The sequence below is a fragment of the Rhodoferax potami genome, from assembly GCF_032193765.1.
Lineage (GTDB): Bacteria > Pseudomonadota > Gammaproteobacteria > Burkholderiales > Burkholderiaceae_C > Allorhodoferax > Allorhodoferax potami.
The window spans coordinates 967,413-984,393 of sequence record NZ_JAVBIJ010000001.1 but is presented as its reverse complement, the minus strand read 5'-3'; the positions used below and the strand labels follow the sequence as shown (position 1 = coordinate 984,393).

Sequence of the window (16,981 nt, the reverse complement as noted above, 5' to 3'; positions counted from 1 at the left end):
TGCACCAAAACTCAGGCGAAGTTTGCTGCAGCGAAATCCCAGTTCACCAATTTATCGAGGAAGGTTTCCACGAACTTGGGGCGCATGTTGCGGTAGTCGATGTAGTACGCGTGCTCCCAGACGTCCACGGTCAACAAAGCCTTGTCAGCGGTTGTCAAAGGGGTACCTGCAGCGCCGGTGTTGACGATGTCGACAGAACCGTCAGCCTTCTTAACCAACCATGTCCATCCGGAACCAAAGTTGCCGACTGCCGACTTGACGAAGGCTTCTTTGAACGCTGCGTAAGAACCCCATTTCGCATTGATGGCATCAGCCAAAGCACCAGTTGGCTCGCCGCCGCCTTGTGGCTTCATGCAGTTCCAGAAAAAGGTGTGGTTCCAGATCTGGGCTGCGTTGTTGTAAACGCCACCGCTGGACTTTTTGATGATTTCTTCGAGCGTCATGCTCTCGAACTCTGTGCCCTTTTGCAGGTTGTTCAGGTTCACCACATAAGCGTTGTGATGCTTGCCATGGTGAAACTCCAGGGTTTCCTGAGAGTATGCGGGGGCCAATGCATCAATGGCGTAGGGCAGCGCGGGCAGGGTATGTTCCATGAGATCCTCGTAGTGGGTGGGTTGTTAACAAAACTTATTGTAGAAACTAATTTTCGTGGACTGCGCGTACGGCCATATCAACCGTACCGTCTGCGAGGGTGGCCGTGATCACATCCCCGGGCCCGGCTTGTCGAACCGAGGTCACCGTGGCGCCTCGGGGATCCGCAAGCCAAGCGTAGCCCCGTTGCAGCACCAAAGTGGGGTCAAGTAGCCGCAGTCTCAGGGCGGATTGATCCAAGCGTTCATGCGCTTGCCGCCCCAAGGTGTGAACCCCATCCGAAAATTTAAGCGCCAATGCCTCGTGCTGGCGGCGAGCCTCCAGCAAGCGGGCTTGTTGAGCCACCTGGAGCTGGTGCGCCATTTGCTGCAGCCGCAGGGAGTGCCCGACCACCACCCCAGATGGGCGACCGGCTCTGGTGGCCACGCGGTCCAAGCGCTGCGCCTGGGTATCCAACTGACGCTGGACAGCGGCGCTCAGCCGATCTTGCATCAAATCGATAGCGGCCAAGCAGGTGGTAGTAGGTGTCGCTACCAATTCAGCAGCGGCGGTAGGCGTCGGGGCGCGAACATCCGCCACAAAATCAGCAATCGTGAAGTCGGTCTCATGCCCGACGCCAGACACCACCGGAATGGGCGACCCACTCAACGCAATGGCCAGTGCCTCGTCATTGAAAGCCCACAGGTCCTCCATAGAACCGCCGCCGCGCACCAACAAAATTACATCCAGAGGGGTGCCCGCGCCATCCATGTCAGCGGAGCGGGCCAGCAAGGCTTGCAAAGCGCGGGTGAGCTCGGCCGGCGCATTGCCACCCTGTACCGAAGCAGGAGCCAGCACCACTGGAATATGCGGCACACGTCGGCGCAGCGCGGTAGCCACATCATGCAGCGCAGCCGCCCCCAAAGACGTAATCAGGCCAATTCCGCGGGGCATCAGGGGAAGCGCTCTTTTGCGTTCCTGCGCAAAGAGGCCGCGGGATTCAAGCCGGTTCTTGAGGCGAACAAACTCTTCAAATAGATTGCCCTGCCCTTGCTTGCGCATGCTCTCCACAATCAGCTGCAGATCTCCGCGCGGGCCATAAATATCCAGGCGCCCCGACACCTCCACCAACTCGCCGTCACGGGGAGCAAAGTCCAGCTGAGAGGCCGAGCGCTTAAACATGGCGCACCGGATCTGGGCATCTTGGTCTTTGAGCGAAAAGTAGCAATGGCCGCTCGCAGCCCTGGAAAAGCCAGACAGCTCGCCAGTCACCCGCACGGGGTTGAAGCGGGCATTCAGGGTGTCTGCCAGCGCTCGGCAGAGCGCGTCTACCCGCCAGACGCGGGGTGCTGCCTCGTCATGGTTGATCATGGGGCTGTCCGGCTTGCAATGCTGCAAACACTGCCAAAATTTGCGGGGAAATCATGCGGTATCCAATCCTTTGGGGCGGAGTATGCCTCTTGCAAACGCCCCATGCGGGGCTAACGGTTTGAAACGATTCCAGAGACGCCCGCGCGCCACTGGATAACCGGCAGTGGGCCATAATCCCCCAGCTTTTTAACTGCGCGGAGATCTGCATTTGTTTTCCATCATCCAAGCCGCCGGCTGGCCCATCTGGCCCCTGATTGCATGCTCCATTGTGGCTCTGGCCATTGTCATTGAGCGGTTTATCAGCCTCAAGACCGCCAAAGTGGCGCCACCCCGCCTGCTGGATGAAGTCTTGAGCGTGACAAAGAGCACGGTCCCCGGCCCCGATGTGGTTGCGCAGCTCGAAAAGAACTCTGCCCTGGGGCAGGTTTTGGCCTCCGGACTGCGTGCTGTGAATGCAAACCCGCATTGCACCGAAGATGATCTTCGCGCCACGATGGAGGGCAGCGGTCGCTTGGTTGCCCAGCGGCTCGAACAGTACTTAAGTGCACTGGGCACCATCGCCTCAGCCGCGCCCATGTTGGGCTTGTTTGGCACCGTGGTCGGCATGATTGAAATTTTTGGCTCCCAAGCCCCTGGCAGCACAGGCGGAGGCAACCCGGCACAACTGGCCCACGGCATCTCGATTGCGCTGTACAACACGGCCTTCGGCCTGGTGGTCGCCATCCCCGCATTGATTTTCTGGCGTTACTTCCGGGGCCGGGTCGACGCCTATCTGCTGACACTGGAGCTGAGCTCTGAGCATCTGGTGCGCCACCTCAAAGCACTGCGCAAGTGAAGAAGGACGCATCCATGAACTTCCGGCGCCGCCATCAGGAAGAGCCTGAGATCAACCTGATCCCCTTCATTGACGTGTTGTTGGTGATCCTTATTTTCTTGATGTTGTCGACCACCTACAGCAAGTTCACCGAGCTCCAACTCAAGCTGCCGGTCGCGGATGCGGATGCGCAGCGCGATTACCCCAAAGAACTGATCGTAGCGGTCAGCGCAGATGGCGCCTACAGCATCAACAAACAGGTGGTAGCAGGCCGCAGCACAGAGGCCCTATCCATGGCCCTCATCGAGAATGCAAAGGCGGGCAAAGACACCGTCATCATCATCAGTGCGGATGCAAGTGCACGGCACCAAGCCGTGGTGACTGTCATGGAAGCCGCCCGCCGCTCGGGAATGAATCAGATCACCTTCGCGACCCAGTCCTCCGGAAACGGCGGCAAATAAACCATGCTGCCCGCAGTCCAGGCGGCCATCACCCGGGCCTGGGTTTCCGGTGGATGGGTGCGTGGGGCCTTGACCCCTATCTCCCTGATTTATGGCGCCCTCACTGGCCTGCAACGCGCCGCCTACCGCGCAGGACTGCTCCAGAGCAGCGCGCTGCCCGTGCCGGTGATCGTGGTGGGTAACGTGATTGCGGGTGGCGCAGGCAAAACCCCCACCGTGCTCGGAGTGATAGCCCACCTACTGGCGCAAGGGCACCGGCCCGGCATTATTTCGCGGGGCTATGGTGGAAGCCATCAGGAGCCAACGCCTGTCACCCAAGACAGCCCAGCCGCGCTCGTGGGCGACGAGCCTTTGCTGATGCACCGCAAAAGCGGCGTGCCAGTGGTGGTGGGCCGCGATCGCGTGGCGGCCGGGCGCCGCTTGCTCGACCTGTACCCCGGCACGACCCACGTGGTGTGTGACGACGGATTGCAGCATTACCGCCTGCGCCGGGATATCGAGATCTGCGTGTTTGATGCCCGCGGCCTCGGAAACGGTGGCCTGTTGCCAGCGGGCCCGCTACGCCAAGCCTGGCCTCGCGCGCTGGTAGCCACTGCAGGTCAAGCCGAGAGCCAGACATTGACGCTCCACACCGGCCCCAACACACTGCCAGGTTTTTTGGCCCAGCGGTCTTTGGCGACCACGGCCATCAACGCCGCCGGGCAGACGATGCCCCTGTCTTCGCTGCAGCGCAGCCAGCTGCCATTACATGCAGTAGCAGGCATTGCCCAACCTGAGAATTTTTTCAGCATGCTGCGTGCCCAAGGGCTCACGCTGGCAAGTACCGACGCTCTGCCGGATCACTATGATTTTCATAGCTACTCGCGCAATAAATACGAGGGCAAAGTGCTTATTTGCACAGAAAAAGACGCCACCAAACTCTGGCAGCACTGGCCGGACGCATGGTCTGTCCCGCTGATTCAAACCTTGCCTCCTGATTTTCTGGTTGCGCTGGACACAGCGCTTCAAGACATAACCCACGCCTCGGTATCATTCCCCCATGGACACAAGACTCATTGAACTGCTGGTTTGCCCCGTCACCAAAGGGCCCCTCGAATTCGACCGCGATAAGCAAGAGCTGATTTCCCGGAGCGCTCGCCTAGCCTACCCCGTGCGGGACGGCATTCCGGTGTTGCTGGAGAACGAAGCCCGGGTATTGAGCGACGCAGAACTGGAGGGGTGATATGGCCTACACAGTGCTGATCCCGGCGCGTCTGGCTTCCACCCGTCTGCCCAACAAACCCTTGGTAGACATCGGCGGGCTGCCGATGGTGGTCCGCGTTGCGGAACGGGTAAAGGCCGGGTTATCGGCCGACGTGCGCGTGGTCGTTGCGGCTGACGACACCAGCATCCTGAGTGCCTGTCAGGCGCATAGCATCGAGTGCCTGCTCACCCGGGTCGACCACCCCTCGGGCAGTGACCGACTGGCAGAAGCCTGCAGCCTCCTGGGTCTGGCGGATGACGATATTGTGGTCAATGTGCAAGGGGATGAGCCCTTGATTGACACCTCGCTGGTGTCTGCAGTTGCAAGCCTGCTGGAAACCCACCCGGTTGCCACGATGGGCACCGCCGCACATCCCATCCATGAGGTTGCGGACTTTACGAACCCCAATGTGGTCAAAGTGGTCACCGATGCCGCCGGATTGGCAATGTACTTCAGCCGCGCACCAATCGCCTGGTGGAGGGATGGATTTGCCCAAGGCATCCACACCCTGCCCGACCCGGCGCCGCTGCGCCACGTCGGCATCTACTCTTACCGGGTAGGCTTCTTGCGGACCTTCCCGTCCCTGCCGCAAGCCCCCGTAGAAGTTACCGAGGCCCTAGAGCAGCTCCGCGCCATGTGGCACGGTCACCGTATCGCGGTGCATGTCAGCCAAACCGCGCCAGGCCCCGGTGTGGACACCCCGGAAGACCTTGAACGGGTAAGACGCATCATCCTCGCCAACTGACCGCCCGATACTGCGGCGCGCTGTAAGTTCCGCACCGGTTAGGGCGTGATATTCTCCAAGGCTAATTGCCCGTCCATAAAAAGCGCGCTGAAGCAAGCGCCCACGGAGACGCGCTGGCTTTTCTTTCAATCCGAGGTATTCATGAGACTGATTCTGTTGGGCGCACCAGGCGCTGGTAAAGGTACGCAAGCGACTTTCATCTGCCAAAAGTACGGAATTCCCCAAATTTCCACCGGCGACATGCTGCGTGCTGCCGTGAAGGCCGGCACACCTTTGGGCCTGCAAGCCCAAGCGGTCATGGCATCCGGCGGACTGGTCAGCGACGAGCTCATCATCAACCTGGTGAAAGAGCGCCTGACCCAGCCCGATTGCGCCAACGGTTTCTTGTTTGACGGATTCCCGCGGACCATCCCCCAGGCAGATGCCATGAAGGCCGCGGGTGTTGCTTTGGACTATGTGGTGGAAATCGATGTACCGTTCGAGGCCATCATTGAGCGCATGAGCGGTCGCCGCTCGCACCCCGCCTCCGGACGCACCTACCACGTGAAGTTCAATCCGCCCAAAGTCGAAGGCCAGGACGATGTCACCGGCGAGCCATTGATCCAACGGGACGATGACAAGGAAGAAACAGTCAAAAAGCGCCTGGAGGTCTACAGCGCCCAAACCCGTCCATTGGTGGAGTACTACTCAACCTGGGCACAGAACGAACCCGCTACCGCGCCCCGCTACCGTGCCATCAGCGGCATGGGCGATGTGTCCGACATCACCTCACGGGTGCTGGAAGCATTGTCCAAATAAGGGCCGCAAACCTCACGGAAAAGCCGCTTCAGCGGCTTTTTTTACGCCAGTAAGTCGCACATCAGTTGCACGCGCGCCTTCACCGCAGAAAGCCCGGGATAGACGCGCAAACCAATGCCCGGCGCTTCGCTGCGCACCACGCCACCCCTCGCACAGCGACTGGCCAGTACAACCTGCACGCCCAAGCCTGCAGCGCGCACCAGCGCGGCCTGTAGGGCTTCGTTCACTGTCCCATTGCCAGTTCCCGCCACCACCAAGCCTGCCAAGGGCAGTGGATCGCTGTCACGGGCATTCAGCACCGCTTGAATCACATGCGCGCCAGCACCTGCATAGTTCATCACTACCTCCACTCGGGGGGGAATGGCATCAACCCACGCAGGCAAAGGCTGAGCCAGCAAGCTGGACGAGATATCGGGTGCGAAATTCCAACGCACGGCGCCCTCCTCCATCCATCCCATGGGGCCAGCATCGCCTGAGTCAAAGGCATCGACGCGGTAGGTGTGTGCTTTTTGCACATGTTGGGCCGCATGCACAGCTCCCGCACACACCACAATCACACCCCTGGCCGTTGGATGAAGGGCGACCGACACCGCATCCAAGACGTTCTGCGGACCATCGGGTGTCAAGGCACTGGCAGGGCGCATGGCACACGTCAGCACGACAGGCTTGCCATTAAGGCAATCGGCCAGCGCGAGTTGCAAAAAGTACGCCGTCTCCTCGATCGTATCGGTGCCATGGGTAATGACAATGCCCGCCACCTCTTCGTCTTGAAGGTTGCGTTGGCACGCATGGGCCAGTGATTGCCAAACACTCCAGTCCATATCCTTGCTATCGACTTGCGCAATCTGTTCGCTGCACAACGCGGCCCCTTGGAGTCGCTCAGGCATACCGGCAATTGCAGCCAAGATATCTGCCACAGGAACCTCACCGGCACGGTACCCCACGTTATCGTTTGCATTGCCTGCGCGCCCTGCAATCGTTCCACCTGTGCCCAAAAAAACGACTCGCTTTGTTGCCATTTCCAATGCCCTTGCCAAATTCAAAAAACTGGTTGAAAATACAGTTACTGGATAAGAAAACAGTGTGTATGCACACACAGCCTCTACAGTTACCAAGGAGTCAGTATGCTCGAAAGTCCTAAACTCACAGCCCGGCAACAACAGATTTTTGATCTGATTCAAAGTGCCATTGCGCGCACAGGCGCGCCACCCACACGGGCAGAAATCGCCAGTGAGTTGGGCTTCAAGTCTGCCAACGCAGCGGAAGAGCATCTGCAGGCCTTGGCCCGCAAAGGGGTGATCGAGCTGGTGAGCGGCACCTCCCGCGGCATCCGCCTCAAAAGCGACGCCCTTCGGTCTATTCAAGAGTCACGCATCAAGCAGTTCTCCCTCCCCCTGCCCGGCCTCGCACAGCTAGCCCTGCCCTTGGTCGGGCGTGTTGCCGCAGGCTCCCCGATCCTGGCGCAGGAACACGTGGACCAAACCTATTACGTAGAAAACAGCCTCTTTCAGCGGCAACCGGATTACTTGCTGAAAGTGCGCGGCATGTCGATGCGGGATGCAGGCATCATGGATGGGGACCTACTGGCGGTCCAGGCGACCAAAGATGCAAAAAATGGTCAGATCATCGTGGCCCGCTTGGGCGAAGAAGTCACCGTCAAACGCTTTCGCCGTAACAAGCACCTGATCGAGTTGCATGCAGAGAACCCGGATTACCAGACCATCGTGGTGGAGCCCGGTGAGCCTTTCGAAGTCGAAGGTCTTGCCGTGGGCCTGATTCGTAACACGATGTTGATGTGAACAGGAGCACCGTATGACCATTAGCACGCTTGCACTCAGTCTCCTGAGCCAATGGGCTCCGCATCACTGGTTTTCTGCTCCCTCCACGTCACGCTGCATTACCAGCACAAGACGCCCCTTCGCGGCGTCATCCAAGGTGGCCAACACTATCAATTCGATAGCATCCACCGCAACCATAGCGTGCGCTAGGGCTCCAAAACCTGCACAAACTAGGCCATTGCGAATCGTGCGATTGGTCGAACAAGGTCAACCGAGAGCACATGTCGGAAGAATGGTGATTTCGGGACGCATGGCAGACGTGTGCGCTGAACTAGATCGGCTAGCCGCCGCTGAAGCTCCATAGATCACACGCTCAGCCGATCGACTTGGCGGCGTGTCAACAAGGCACAATGTTGGATATGAACATTGTGATTCTTGACGATTACCAAGATGCGGTTCGCAAATTGGATTGCGCTGCCAAGCTGGATGCCTATCAAGCAAAGGTTTACACCAACACCGTCAAAGGAATTGGCCAGCTCTCAGTGCGCCTCAAGGATGCAGATGTCATTGTTCTGGTGAGAGAACGCACCCAGATCACGCGTGCCCTGGTGGAGAAACTGCCTAGGCTGAAGCTCATTGCCCAAACGGGCCGCGTAGGCGCGCACATCGATGTCCAAGCTTGCACTGAGAGAGGCATCGCTGTATGCGAGGGTGTGGGCTCACCCGTTGCTCCTGCCGAGTTGACCTGGGCCTTGATCATGGCCTCGATGCGGCGCCTGCCCCAGTACATCGGTAACCTCAAACATGGCGCGTGGCAACAATCGGGGCTCAAGGCCGGATCGATGCCACCAAACTTTGGGCTCGGGAACGTATTGCGCGGCAAGACTTTGGGAATTTGGGGCTACGGACGCATCGGCCAACTGGTCGCCGATTTCGGCAAAGCGTTTGGAATGCAAGTAAGCGTCTGGGGAAGCCAAGAGTCTCGAGATAAGGCTGTTCAAAATGGTTACGCGGCTGCACCAGACAAAGAGTCGTTCTTTGCTAACAGCGACGTTTTGTCTATTCACCTCCGGCTGTCTGATGCGACTCGGAACATTGTCACAGCGTCAGACTTGGCGAACATGAAGCCCACCGCATTGTTCGTGAACACCTCCAGGGCTGAGCTGCTTGAAACTGACGCGCTCATTGGTGCGTTGAATCGAGGACGTCCCGGCCTGGCGGCGGTTGATGTTTTTGAGGCGGAACCCATTCTGCAGGGCCACGCATTGCTTCGTCTGGAAAACTGCATCTGTACCCCCCACATCGGGTATGTGGAGCAAGACAGCTACGAAATGTATTTCAGTGCGGCTTTTGACAATGTAATCAATTACATCAAAGGCACACCCAGTAATATCGTCAACCCGGGCGCCCTTCAAGTGAGACGCTAGATACCGCCCCTCACCACCCGGTGAGGGAAATCACGGACCGGCTTTTTTGCTATCCAGCGGAGGCAGATCGAAGTCGATCAAGTTATCGACCTCAGAAGGAGCTGCCTTCTGAAAGTCCTCTGTGATGTCGAGCTCGAAATCTACAGAGTTGCCCGATTGATACGCCGAAGGAATGCCGAAAGAAACGGGGCCCGGGCCCGTGGGAACTTCGAACGCATTTTCGGACGACAACCTGTTCGCGCTGAATGACAGTGGAGCGCCATCCAGCGCATGCACCAAGCGATTGCAGACAGCATGCAAGAGCAAGAGTTCCTTAAAGGCTTCCAGCTCAAACCGCATATCCGCCGTTGAACCAGGCGTGCGTACGAGGTACGACTCGATGAGCGACAGTGCCTCTTTCGACGGCCAGAGCTTTACAAGTTGATCACAAATTTCCGGGAAGTTTTCTAAACTGCCTTCGCCCTGATTAAATGACTGGAACTCGGGCACATAGCCTGTAAACACCGCATTGAATTCCCGTCGATAGTGATCGAATTTATCCTTGCGGCTCAAGGTGTGGAATATCTTCAGCAGGTCGATATGAACCATGGGGTTCAAATCAATCGAGTCATTGACGTGCCCCTCCAGCAGGGAGATGGCCTCCTCGTACTGCCCCAGAGCCATGAAAAACTCCGCCTGCTGACGAACATCGATCATTTCATGACTGTTCACCGCCCGGAGACTGGACGGCATACTGACCGAGAAATCACGTGAATCCGCATAAGCAGATGTTTGGTCTTTCTGACCATAAGCGCTCACAGGCTCGCTGGAGGCAGAGGGGTGAGCTCCAATGTCCAGATCAATATCCACGCTGCTGACAGCGCCCTGAGAGGTCTGGCCTTCGCTCTTTGGCAAATTGGACTCGGCACGCTCTTGTTCCGACAAGGATTGCAGGAAGGACGGGGACACCTCCACCGTTTCAGGAACAGCCTCAGTCGTACCGCTGCCGCTCCACCATGCGCTACCAGCGTTCGCTCGCTGTGCCTGCCGGCGGAAAAACCATCCGCCCCCTACCAATAAAAGAAGCAACAGGCCAGAGAGTCCAATCACCAGCGGGTTGAAGTATTTTTCACTCTCAGCTCGCTCGACTCGCATCACCAAATCTCGCATCTGTTTTTGATTTTCCCCAGATGCGTTGCGCAGACTGAGAATGTCAGCCTCCATGCTTTTGAAGCGCGCAGCGTCCTTCAGGATATCTTCAGGCGTCAGATTTAGGGCGCGCCACAGAGCTACCGCCTCACCCCTCTTTTGGGCATCTTCAGTGGGTGTGCTTAGAAGCTCCTGCGAAGAGACAAGCACCGGATCACGCTCAACCGTGAGATCCAAGGGTGCTAATTTCAATCGCGGTTTGCTCTTTACAACAGGAGGCTCAAAGACCTGTTTGGCTTGAACAGACGGAGACGTTCGCGGCGCCTTTACAGGGCCATCTGTCTTTTTTTCTCTGCTCGGAACTGATCTGACGCTATCCGCATCTGGGATAGAAGCGAGCGCTCCTGGTCGGTTTAAAGCGGGGGGGACAACCGGCGTCACTTGTGCAGCAACTGCCTTGCTGGTGTCACTCACTATGTCGGCGAGCAATACATAGCGGCGTGATGTCTTGGCGCTACATACTGAACGCAAGTAGACCGTCACGACAGGCTCATCTACAGGCAAACGCGCCCCAATACGAACCTGCCATGTGCGGCCAGCCGCAGGCTCCTCGGAGACCAGCGTTACCCTGCTTTGCTCAACCTTGTTATCGCCATAGAAAACATCGGCCTCAAAGCAGACGTCGCTGACGTCTTCATCAGCGGCCGCCGAAACCGAAATTGACAAATTGAATGGCTGCGAAATCAGCGCTGTACCACTCGCGCGGCCCAACGTCAGAGCCTCGGAGCCCAGCGATGCCACAAGCAACATGGCGCCAAGCGCACAGCTTTTAATTTTGAAAACAGATTTCATTGTTACAAATGATTCTCGCACAAGTCATACAAACGACTGAGGCCCGCCCCCACCTGTTAAGTCGCCAGACACACAGGAGACAACAGCCCCTCTGGCGAACGCAATGACAAACGACAATCTGACCCTCGGCATTCGCTCCCCTGCCCACTCAAGACACCTTATGGACGAACCCATTCTTACGATTGAAGAACGATCTGCCATCAATGCAGGCCGGTGGTTTTCGAGCCTCTCGCCTTCGCTCAAGCATGATATTTTGCGGTGTGCCTATGTAAAGCGCTACCGCGATGGGGATCTGATCGCAGCGCGCGGTGAGCCGCCCGAAGAGTGGATCGCATGCGCTAAAGGCGCAGTGCGGGTCAGCTCCACATCTATTTCCGGAAAGCAAATAACACTCACCTATGTTGAGCCGGGCATCTGGTTTGGTGACGTTGCTATTTTTGATGGCGACCGCCGCACGCATGATGCCTATGCCCATGGAGACAGCACCGTACTGTGCGTTGCCAAAGCGGATTTCAAGAAGATATTGGCAAGCCATGTCGAGCTTTATGAGGCAATGCTTCGCCTGCATGCCCGCCGCATCCGCCAACTCTACGGGCTTGTCGAAGACCTCAACACCCTGCCACTCCGCGCTCGCCTAGCTAAACAGCTGCTGCACCTCGTGCGAAGCTACGGAGTTCCTTCGTTGAGCGATGGCAGCGAAGTTCGAATTGGCCTGCAACTGGCGCAAGAAGAGTTGGCCCAATTGCTTGGGGCATCCCGTCAGCGCGTTAACCAGGAACTCAAGGCCATGGAGCGTGAGGAGGCGATTCGCATTGAACCGGGTGGGTTGGTTATTCGCGACCGTGCTGCACTGATGCGCATCATTGAATCCGACCTATAGCCCGAGAGGAGCCATCCACCATGACCCAATTTGACCAATTTGTGGGAACGCGAAGTGTAGGTGCAGCCCATGCCATCGACGAAGTTGCGCTGGAACAGTGGCTGATAGGCCATGTGGGTGGCTACCAAGGCCCCCTGCGCGTGGAGATGTTCAAAGGTGGGCAGTCCAACCCGACCTATAAACTGATCACGCCATTGCGAAGCTACGTGATGCGGGCCAAACCGGGGCCGGTGGCCAAACTCCTTCCCTCCGCCCATGCCATAGAGCGCGAGTTCGCCGTGATGCAGGGACTACGGGGTAGTGAAGTCCCTGTTCCCGAGATGATCTGTCTGTGCGAGGACGAAAGCATCATCGGCCGAGCTTTCTATGTCATGGAGTTCATGCAGGGCCGGGTCATGTGGGACCAGTCATTACCCGGAATGACACCCAGCGAGCGGGCCGACATTTACGACGAAATGAACCGGGTGATTTCTGCCCTGCACACCGTCAAATTTCAAGAGCGCGGCTTGGCCGCGTACGGAAAGCCCGGTAATTACTTCGAGCGACAAATAGGACGCTGGAGCAAGCAATACATCGCCTCCGTTACCCAAGCAATTCCTGAAATGGATCGTCTGATGGAGTGGTTGCCAGCCAACATCCCAGCGATGGCGCGAAACGACAATCTGGTGAGCGTGGTGCATGGAGACTATCGGCTGGACAACCTGATGTTCGCAAGCGACGCGCCCAAGGTCATTGGCGTACTCGACTGGGAACTGTCCACGCTCGGCCACCCCTTGGCGGACTTCAGTTACCACTGCATGGCTTGGCATATCCCACCAGGCGACTTCCGGGGAATCGGAGGTCTCGACTTACAGGCCTTGGGCATCCCCTCTGAGCATGATTACATCGCCAGGTACTGTGAGCGAACGGGGTTGGCCACGCCTGCGCAGTTGCAGGAAGACTGGAGCTTCTACATGGCCTACAACATGTTCCGCATTGCGGCCATCCTCCAAGGCATTGCCAAACGGGTCGAAGCGGGTACCGCATCCAGCCCTCAGGCCATGGCTTCTGCAGCGGGTGCGAGGCCCCTTGCACAAATGGCCTGGAAATTTGCGACTCGCGCCTGATACCTACCTCCAACTCACTCAGCCACAACTCAACGGAGAACCCCATGGACTTTGACTACTCGCCAAAAACTCAAGCGCTGCAAAAACGTCTGCTTCAGTTCATGGAGGACCACATCTATCCTGCTGAGACCGCGTACCACGAAGAAATCGCAGCCAATACTGCGGCAGGCAAGCGATGGACGCCCTTACAAACGATAGAGGCGCTGAAGGTCAAGGCTCAAGAGGCAGGCCTTTGGAATCTTTTCATGCCGGTTGACAGTGCCGAGGCGGCCGGATTCCACGGCGCAGGCCTGACCAACCAGGAATACGCACCACTTGCTGAGATCATGGGTCGGGTGATGTGGTCCAGTGAAGTCTTTAACTGCTCAGCGCCCGACACCGGCAATATGGAAACGATTGCACGCTATGGATCGGAGGAAGCCAAGCAACGGTGGCTTAAGCCGCTCATGGCAGGACACATCCGGTCCGCCTTTGCGATGACAGAACCCGCTGTTGCCTCGAGTGATGCTACCAACATTGAAACAAGCATCACACGGGATGGCGATGATTACGTCATCAACGGCCGCAAATGGTGGATTTCCGGCGCTGGTGACCCACGTTGCGCGGTCTACATCACCATGGGCAAGACTGACACCACAGCGCCGCGCCATTCACAACAAAGCATGATTTTGGTACCGGCGGACACCCCCGGCATCAAAATCATCAGGCCTTTGAACGTATTTGGCTACGACGATGCGCCACACGGGCACATGGAGATGGTTTTCGACAATGTGCGTGTGCCGACAAGCAGCATTCTCTTGGGTGAAGGTCGCGGATTCGAAATCGCACAAGGTCGCCTCGGCCCCGGCCGCATCCACCACTGCATGCGCCTCATTGGCCTTGCGGAGCGCGCCTTGGAGTTGATGTGCAAGCGGGCCAGTTCACGCATTGCATTTGGCAAACCCGTCGCTGCCCAAACGGTGACGCAAGAACGTATCGCGGAAGCCCGCTGCAAGATCGATATGGCGCGCTTGCTGACACTCAAAGCCGCATGGATGATGGATATGGGCGGAAACAAGTTCGCCAAAACAGAAATCGCCATGATCAAAGTGGTGGCACCCAATATGGCCTGCGAAGTCATCGATTGGGCCATGCAAGCCCATGGCGGCGGCGGCATGTGCGACGATTTTCCGTTGGCTTACTCTTACACCTGTGCGCGTACGCTGCGGTTTGCCGATGGCCCAGATGAAGTCCACCGCAACGCCATCGCAAAAATGGAGCTGGGCAAGTACTCGGTTGCGAGCGCCCCCGTAGAAATGCCGATCACTCGCGGCTGCTGATAACAACAGAGCGCGGCAACCGCCGCGCTCTGTTATTGATAGCAAGACCCGCAATATTTGCCAGCGCTAGGCATCGAAACTACGTAATTCTCAGTAGTTCCCTGATGTTCCCGACCAGAGCTCATCCAGATCAGCGAACTTCCATTTGGCAGGCTCTTCTCTGCTCACAATCTTCTCGGTAGTCCCGGGCCTCGACAGATCAACAACCTCTGGCAGGATGCGCATTTGGGACTTGGTTGAGTAGAAAACCTTCACGCAAGGGGTTGTCAACGATTTGGCTGTTTGCTCGACCACCACCCCTAAGCGCCCGGAGCTAAGCCTTACCAGGGAGCCGATCGGATAGATACCAAGGCTCTTCACAAACGCTTGAAACACTTTGCCGTCAAAGTGCCCACTCGCCCACTCCGCCATTTTTCGAAGTGACTCAGCGGGATCCCACCCCGCTTTGTAGGGACGGTTGGAAGTAATGGCGTCGTACACATCACACACGGCTCCCATTTTTGCAAAAAGGCTGATTTCATCGCCTTTGAGACCATGCGGATAACCAGATCCATCCATTTTTTCGTGATGGTGAAGACATACATCCATCACCACCGGATCGGCCCCGCCACCATTTTGCAGTAAGCGATAGCCCTCTTCGGGATGCGTTTTGATGATAGAAAACTCTGCCTCAGTCAGCTTGCCCGGCTTGTTCAACACGCTCATGGGCATGGCTGCCTTGCCAAGGTCGTGCATCAGGCCGGCAAGGCCAGCGGAGCGGGTTTCCTCTTCATTCAAGCCGAGCTGTTTGGCCAAAGCCACCATCATTGCGCAAACCGCCACCGAGTGCATGTAGGTGTAGTCATCGGCGGTCTTAAGGCGAGCCAAGCTGATCAAGGCACCCGGATTGCGCGACACCGAATCAGCAATCTCTTGTACGAGCTGCTTTGCACCGCCACTGTCCACCGTCTTGCCCATGCGGGCTTCTTCGAACATCGACAGGACAGCAGCGCGCGACTGGTTGCATATCTTCGCGGCCCGGGCTAGCTCCTGTTGAGCAGACACCGGTGCAATGTCCCTGTGCACGGCGACTTCCTCTTGGAGCTCAGCATCTACTGCTTCTTCAGTCTCGACTTCAGAGACGACCGACTCTCCGGCCGGAACATCCAGTCCTTTGCTGCAGTCAATCCATACTTCCCGGATGGCACTCGCGCGGATCGTGGCCAAGTCCTTGGGATCGGTAATAACAAACCCGGTGCGCCAAAAGGGATGATCCATCCAAGAGCCGCAAAACTCTTTCAGATGCATGCCAATAACCAACTGATCGACTGTAATTTTTTTTAGCATAGGAACCCATAGCCTACCGCTTTCCAGCGAATTCAGTTGGGGAATTTAGGTACCAAATACAGTCTCACTGCTGTGTGGATGTACCGCACCCAGAGCCTGTAGCGTGGCCTGTTAATGCAGGTGCCGTGGTTTTCTGCCGCCACCATGACCAGAGGACGAGCCTCCCGAGCCGCGGGGCGGTTTCCCGATTTCCAAAGAATTCACGAGGTCATCGAACCGCTGGGCAAACAACTTGTCGATTTCAGAAACGACACCGCCCAATTCAGCGCCATCAAAATGACGCTCCATCAAATTGACCATGTCCTGCACGAGAATGTCACGCTGAACTTGCATGATGGCCGCAGGGTCCGGCCCCACAAATAGCATCACAAAATCATCTCTCGACTCGGAGCCGGGCGCGCCCTCTTCCTCGTCGAACTCCGCATCATAAAAAGTAACCTCGATGGCCGCGCCGGCCGAGGCGAGGTCATTCAGATTCATGCACACCTCGTCCAGCGTCTGCCGAAAATCATCCTCGCCAGGGACCGTCCAGCACATTTGCAAAATATGTTCGTGCGGATTGAGATGAATGCCGGGCTCGTCCTCGTAGCTGCTCTTCGCAGCATCGGCGAGTGACTTCGAACCCGCGTAACGCCAAAGTGGCTTGAGAGCATCTTGGAGTTGGAGGTAGGTGACCTCCGGCCGCAACACGACTTGGCCGTGGACGTGAATTTCGAACGAGGCGTTGAATCGTGACATAAGACTTGAATGAAATGGTGCCTGAGACCGGAATCGAACCGGTACGCCCGTTATTCACGAAGCGGCGGATTTTAAGTCCGATGTGTCTACCTATTTCACCACTCAGGCACGGGTGTCTATTGTCAAACAAAAATGCCCTACCAACCGGGGCTGACAGGGCATTTTGACCAGATAAATCTGGAGGCGCGGTCCGGAGTCGAACCGGACTAACCGGATTTGCAATCCGGGGCATAACCGCTTTGCTACCGCGCCACTAACCGAATCTGCTGGCTAGCAACAGAATAAAAAAGGGAAGCTTGTGCTTCCCTTTTTCGGAATTGGAGCGGGAAAAGAGTCTCGAACTCTCGACCTCAACCTTGGCAAGGTTGCGCTCTACCAACTGAGCTATTCCCGCGTTTCAAGCCTCAAATTATAGCGTGATTTTT

At 57.3% G+C, this 16,981-nt stretch carries 17 protein-coding genes and 3 tRNA genes; 11 read left to right on the top strand and 9 right to left on the bottom strand.

The window, feature by feature from the left end:
• Window positions 1-11 precede the first annotated feature (11 nt).
• Window positions 12-593, bottom strand: coding sequence for a superoxide dismutase (locus tag RAE21_RS04705; RefSeq protein ID WP_313873316.1), 582 nt, complete (start codon window positions 591-593; stop codon window positions 12-14).
• A gap of 46 nt (window positions 594-639) precedes the next feature.
• Window positions 640-1,941 carry an exodeoxyribonuclease VII large subunit gene (xseA, locus tag RAE21_RS04700; protein ID WP_313880359.1) on the bottom strand — a complete coding sequence of 434 codons (1,302 nt, stop codon included), beginning with the start codon at window positions 1,939-1,941 and terminating at the stop codon, window positions 640-642.
• Window positions 1,942-2,149: 208 nt separating this feature from the next.
• On the opposite strand from xseA, the gene RAE21_RS04695 reads away from it, so the two are divergent.
• The 6 genes from RAE21_RS04695 to adk all read left to right on the top strand — a co-directional run bounded on the left by RAE21_RS04695 (window position 2,150) and on the right by adk (window position 6,002).
• Window positions 2,150-2,776, top strand: a complete 627-nt coding sequence (locus tag RAE21_RS04695) for a MotA/TolQ/ExbB proton channel family protein (RefSeq protein WP_313873318.1) — start codon at window positions 2,150-2,152, stop codon at window positions 2,774-2,776.
• A gap of 14 nt (window positions 2,777-2,790) precedes the next feature.
• Window positions 2,791-3,216 carry an ExbD/TolR family protein gene (locus RAE21_RS04690; protein ID WP_313873319.1) on the top strand — a complete coding sequence of 142 codons (426 nt, stop codon included), beginning with the start codon at window positions 2,791-2,793 and terminating at the stop codon, window positions 3,214-3,216.
• A 3-nt stretch (window positions 3,217-3,219) separates the two neighbouring features.
• On the top strand, window positions 3,220-4,275 hold the full coding sequence (lpxK, locus tag RAE21_RS04685; protein WP_313880358.1) for a tetraacyldisaccharide 4'-kinase: 1,056 nt from the start codon (window positions 3,220-3,222) through the stop codon (window positions 4,273-4,275).
• Entirely contained in the window at window positions 4,256-4,438 is a 183-nt protein-coding gene (locus RAE21_RS04680) for a Trm112 family protein (protein WP_296507580.1), read from the top strand. Before lpxK ends, RAE21_RS04680 begins: the two co-directional genes overlap by 20 nt.
• Window position 4,439: 1 nt before the next feature.
• The gene (gene kdsB / locus RAE21_RS04675) at window positions 4,440-5,204 is read left to right on the top strand and encodes a 3-deoxy-manno-octulosonate cytidylyltransferase (protein WP_313880357.1); all 765 of its coding nucleotides are present in this window, start codon (window positions 4,440-4,442) and stop codon (window positions 5,202-5,204) included.
• Window positions 5,205-5,345: 141 nt separating this feature from the next.
• Window positions 5,346-6,002: an adenylate kinase gene (adk, locus tag RAE21_RS04670; protein ID WP_313880356.1), complete on the top strand. Its 657-nt coding sequence runs from the start codon at window positions 5,346-5,348 to the stop codon at window positions 6,000-6,002.
• Window positions 6,003-6,043: 41 nt separating this feature from the next.
• On the opposite strand, the gene RAE21_RS04665 is transcribed toward adk, so the two are convergent.
• A complete protein-coding gene (locus RAE21_RS04665) occupies window positions 6,044-7,021 on the bottom strand; it encodes an asparaginase (protein ID WP_313880355.1) in 978 nt (325 codons plus the stop codon).
• Between the two features lie 105 nt (window positions 7,022-7,126).
• Here RAE21_RS04665 and lexA point away from each other — a divergent pair, with 105 nt between their 5' ends.
• Window positions 7,127-7,801, top strand: coding sequence for a transcriptional repressor LexA (gene lexA, locus RAE21_RS04660; RefSeq protein WP_313880354.1), 675 nt, complete (start codon window positions 7,127-7,129; stop codon window positions 7,799-7,801).
• Between the two features lie 398 nt (window positions 7,802-8,199).
• A complete protein-coding gene (locus tag RAE21_RS04655; protein WP_313880353.1) occupies window positions 8,200-9,207 on the top strand; it encodes a D-2-hydroxyacid dehydrogenase family protein in 1,008 nt (335 codons plus the stop codon).
• Window positions 9,208-9,237: 30 nt separating this feature from the next.
• Here RAE21_RS04655 and RAE21_RS04650 read toward each other — a convergent pair whose 3' ends face one another.
• The gene (locus tag RAE21_RS04650) at window positions 9,238-11,187 is read right to left on the bottom strand and encodes a type IV pilus assembly protein FimV (RefSeq protein WP_313880352.1); all 1,950 of its coding nucleotides are present in this window, start codon (window positions 11,185-11,187) and stop codon (window positions 9,238-9,240) included.
• A gap of 160 nt (window positions 11,188-11,347) precedes the next feature.
• Between RAE21_RS04650 and RAE21_RS04645 the strand changes: the two genes are divergently transcribed.
• From RAE21_RS04645 to RAE21_RS04635, 3 genes are read left to right on the top strand one after another with little or no spacing between them, the layout of a single operon-like run.
• Complete coding sequence (locus RAE21_RS04645; protein WP_313873326.1) at window positions 11,348-12,067, top strand: Crp/Fnr family transcriptional regulator; 720 nt, start codon at window positions 11,348-11,350, stop codon at window positions 12,065-12,067.
• A gap of 20 nt (window positions 12,068-12,087) precedes the next feature.
• Window positions 12,088-13,173 (top strand): phosphotransferase, encoded by a 1,086-nt coding sequence (locus tag RAE21_RS04640; protein ID WP_313880351.1) that lies wholly within the window; start codon window positions 12,088-12,090, stop codon window positions 13,171-13,173.
• A gap of 44 nt (window positions 13,174-13,217) precedes the next feature.
• Window positions 13,218-14,492 (top strand): acyl-CoA dehydrogenase family protein, encoded by a 1,275-nt coding sequence (locus RAE21_RS04635; RefSeq protein WP_313880350.1) that lies wholly within the window; start codon window positions 13,218-13,220, stop codon window positions 14,490-14,492.
• A 90-nt stretch (window positions 14,493-14,582) separates the two neighbouring features.
• Here the strand turns inward: RAE21_RS04635 and RAE21_RS04630 are convergent, their stop codons facing one another.
• The 5 genes from RAE21_RS04630 to RAE21_RS04610 all read right to left on the bottom strand — a co-directional run bounded on the left by RAE21_RS04630 (window position 14,583) and on the right by RAE21_RS04610 (window position 16,950).
• Complete coding sequence (locus tag RAE21_RS04630) at window positions 14,583-15,818, bottom strand: HD-GYP domain-containing protein (protein ID WP_313880349.1); 1,236 nt, start codon at window positions 15,816-15,818, stop codon at window positions 14,583-14,585.
• 111 nt (window positions 15,819-15,929) lie between these two features.
• Entirely contained in the window at window positions 15,930-16,556 is a 627-nt protein-coding gene (locus tag RAE21_RS04625; RefSeq protein ID WP_313873330.1) for a DUF6806 family protein, read from the bottom strand.
• A gap of 15 nt (window positions 16,557-16,571) precedes the next feature.
• Window positions 16,572-16,664 (bottom strand) — tRNA-Leu (locus tag RAE21_RS04620).
• A 70-nt stretch (window positions 16,665-16,734) separates the two neighbouring features.
• Window positions 16,735-16,808, bottom strand: a tRNA-Cys gene (locus RAE21_RS04615).
• A gap of 66 nt (window positions 16,809-16,874) precedes the next feature.
• Window positions 16,875-16,950: transfer RNA gene (locus RAE21_RS04610), tRNA-Gly, on the bottom strand.
• Between the last annotated feature and the right edge of the window lie 31 nt (window positions 16,951-16,981).

What these genes read in the sequence shown, in the direction of transcription:
- kdsB (WP_313880357.1), top strand. Translation starts at nt 4,440, where the DNA reads ATGGCCTACACAGTGCTGATCCCGGCGCGTCTGGCTTCCACCCGTCTG.
- adk (WP_313880356.1), top strand. Translation starts at nt 5,346, where the DNA reads ATGAGACTGATTCTGTTGGGCGCACCAGGCGCTGGTAAAGGTACGCAA.
- RAE21_RS04625 (WP_313873330.1), bottom strand. Translation starts at nt 16,556, where the DNA reads ATGTCACGATTCAACGCCTCGTTCGAAATTCACGTCCACGGCCAAGTC.
- RAE21_RS04665 (WP_313880355.1), bottom strand. Translation starts at nt 7,021, where the DNA reads ATGGCAACAAAGCGAGTCGTTTTTTTGGGCACAGGTGGAACGATTGCA.
- RAE21_RS04630 (WP_313880349.1), bottom strand. Translation starts at nt 15,818, where the DNA reads ATGCTAAAAAAAATTACAGTCGATCAGTTGGTTATTGGCATGCATCTG.
- RAE21_RS04705 (WP_313873316.1), bottom strand. Translation starts at nt 593, where the DNA reads ATGGAACATACCCTGCCCGCGCTGCCCTACGCCATTGATGCATTGGCC.
- RAE21_RS04640 (WP_313880351.1), top strand. Translation starts at nt 12,088, where the DNA reads ATGACCCAATTTGACCAATTTGTGGGAACGCGAAGTGTAGGTGCAGCC.
- RAE21_RS04655 (WP_313880353.1), top strand. Translation starts at nt 8,200, where the DNA reads ATGAACATTGTGATTCTTGACGATTACCAAGATGCGGTTCGCAAATTG.
- RAE21_RS04645 (WP_313873326.1), top strand. Translation starts at nt 11,348, where the DNA reads ATGGACGAACCCATTCTTACGATTGAAGAACGATCTGCCATCAATGCA.
- RAE21_RS04690 (WP_313873319.1), top strand. Translation starts at nt 2,791, where the DNA reads ATGAACTTCCGGCGCCGCCATCAGGAAGAGCCTGAGATCAACCTGATC.
- RAE21_RS04680 (WP_296507580.1), top strand. Translation starts at nt 4,256, where the DNA reads ATGGACACAAGACTCATTGAACTGCTGGTTTGCCCCGTCACCAAAGGG.
- lexA (WP_313880354.1), top strand. Translation starts at nt 7,127, where the DNA reads ATGCTCGAAAGTCCTAAACTCACAGCCCGGCAACAACAGATTTTTGAT.
- xseA (WP_313880359.1), bottom strand. Translation starts at nt 1,941, where the DNA reads ATGATCAACCATGACGAGGCAGCACCCCGCGTCTGGCGGGTAGACGCG.
- RAE21_RS04635 (WP_313880350.1), top strand. Translation starts at nt 13,218, where the DNA reads ATGGACTTTGACTACTCGCCAAAAACTCAAGCGCTGCAAAAACGTCTG.
- lpxK (WP_313880358.1), top strand. Translation starts at nt 3,220, where the DNA reads ATGCTGCCCGCAGTCCAGGCGGCCATCACCCGGGCCTGGGTTTCCGGT.
- RAE21_RS04650 (WP_313880352.1), bottom strand. Translation starts at nt 11,187, where the DNA reads ATGAAATCTGTTTTCAAAATTAAAAGCTGTGCGCTTGGCGCCATGTTG.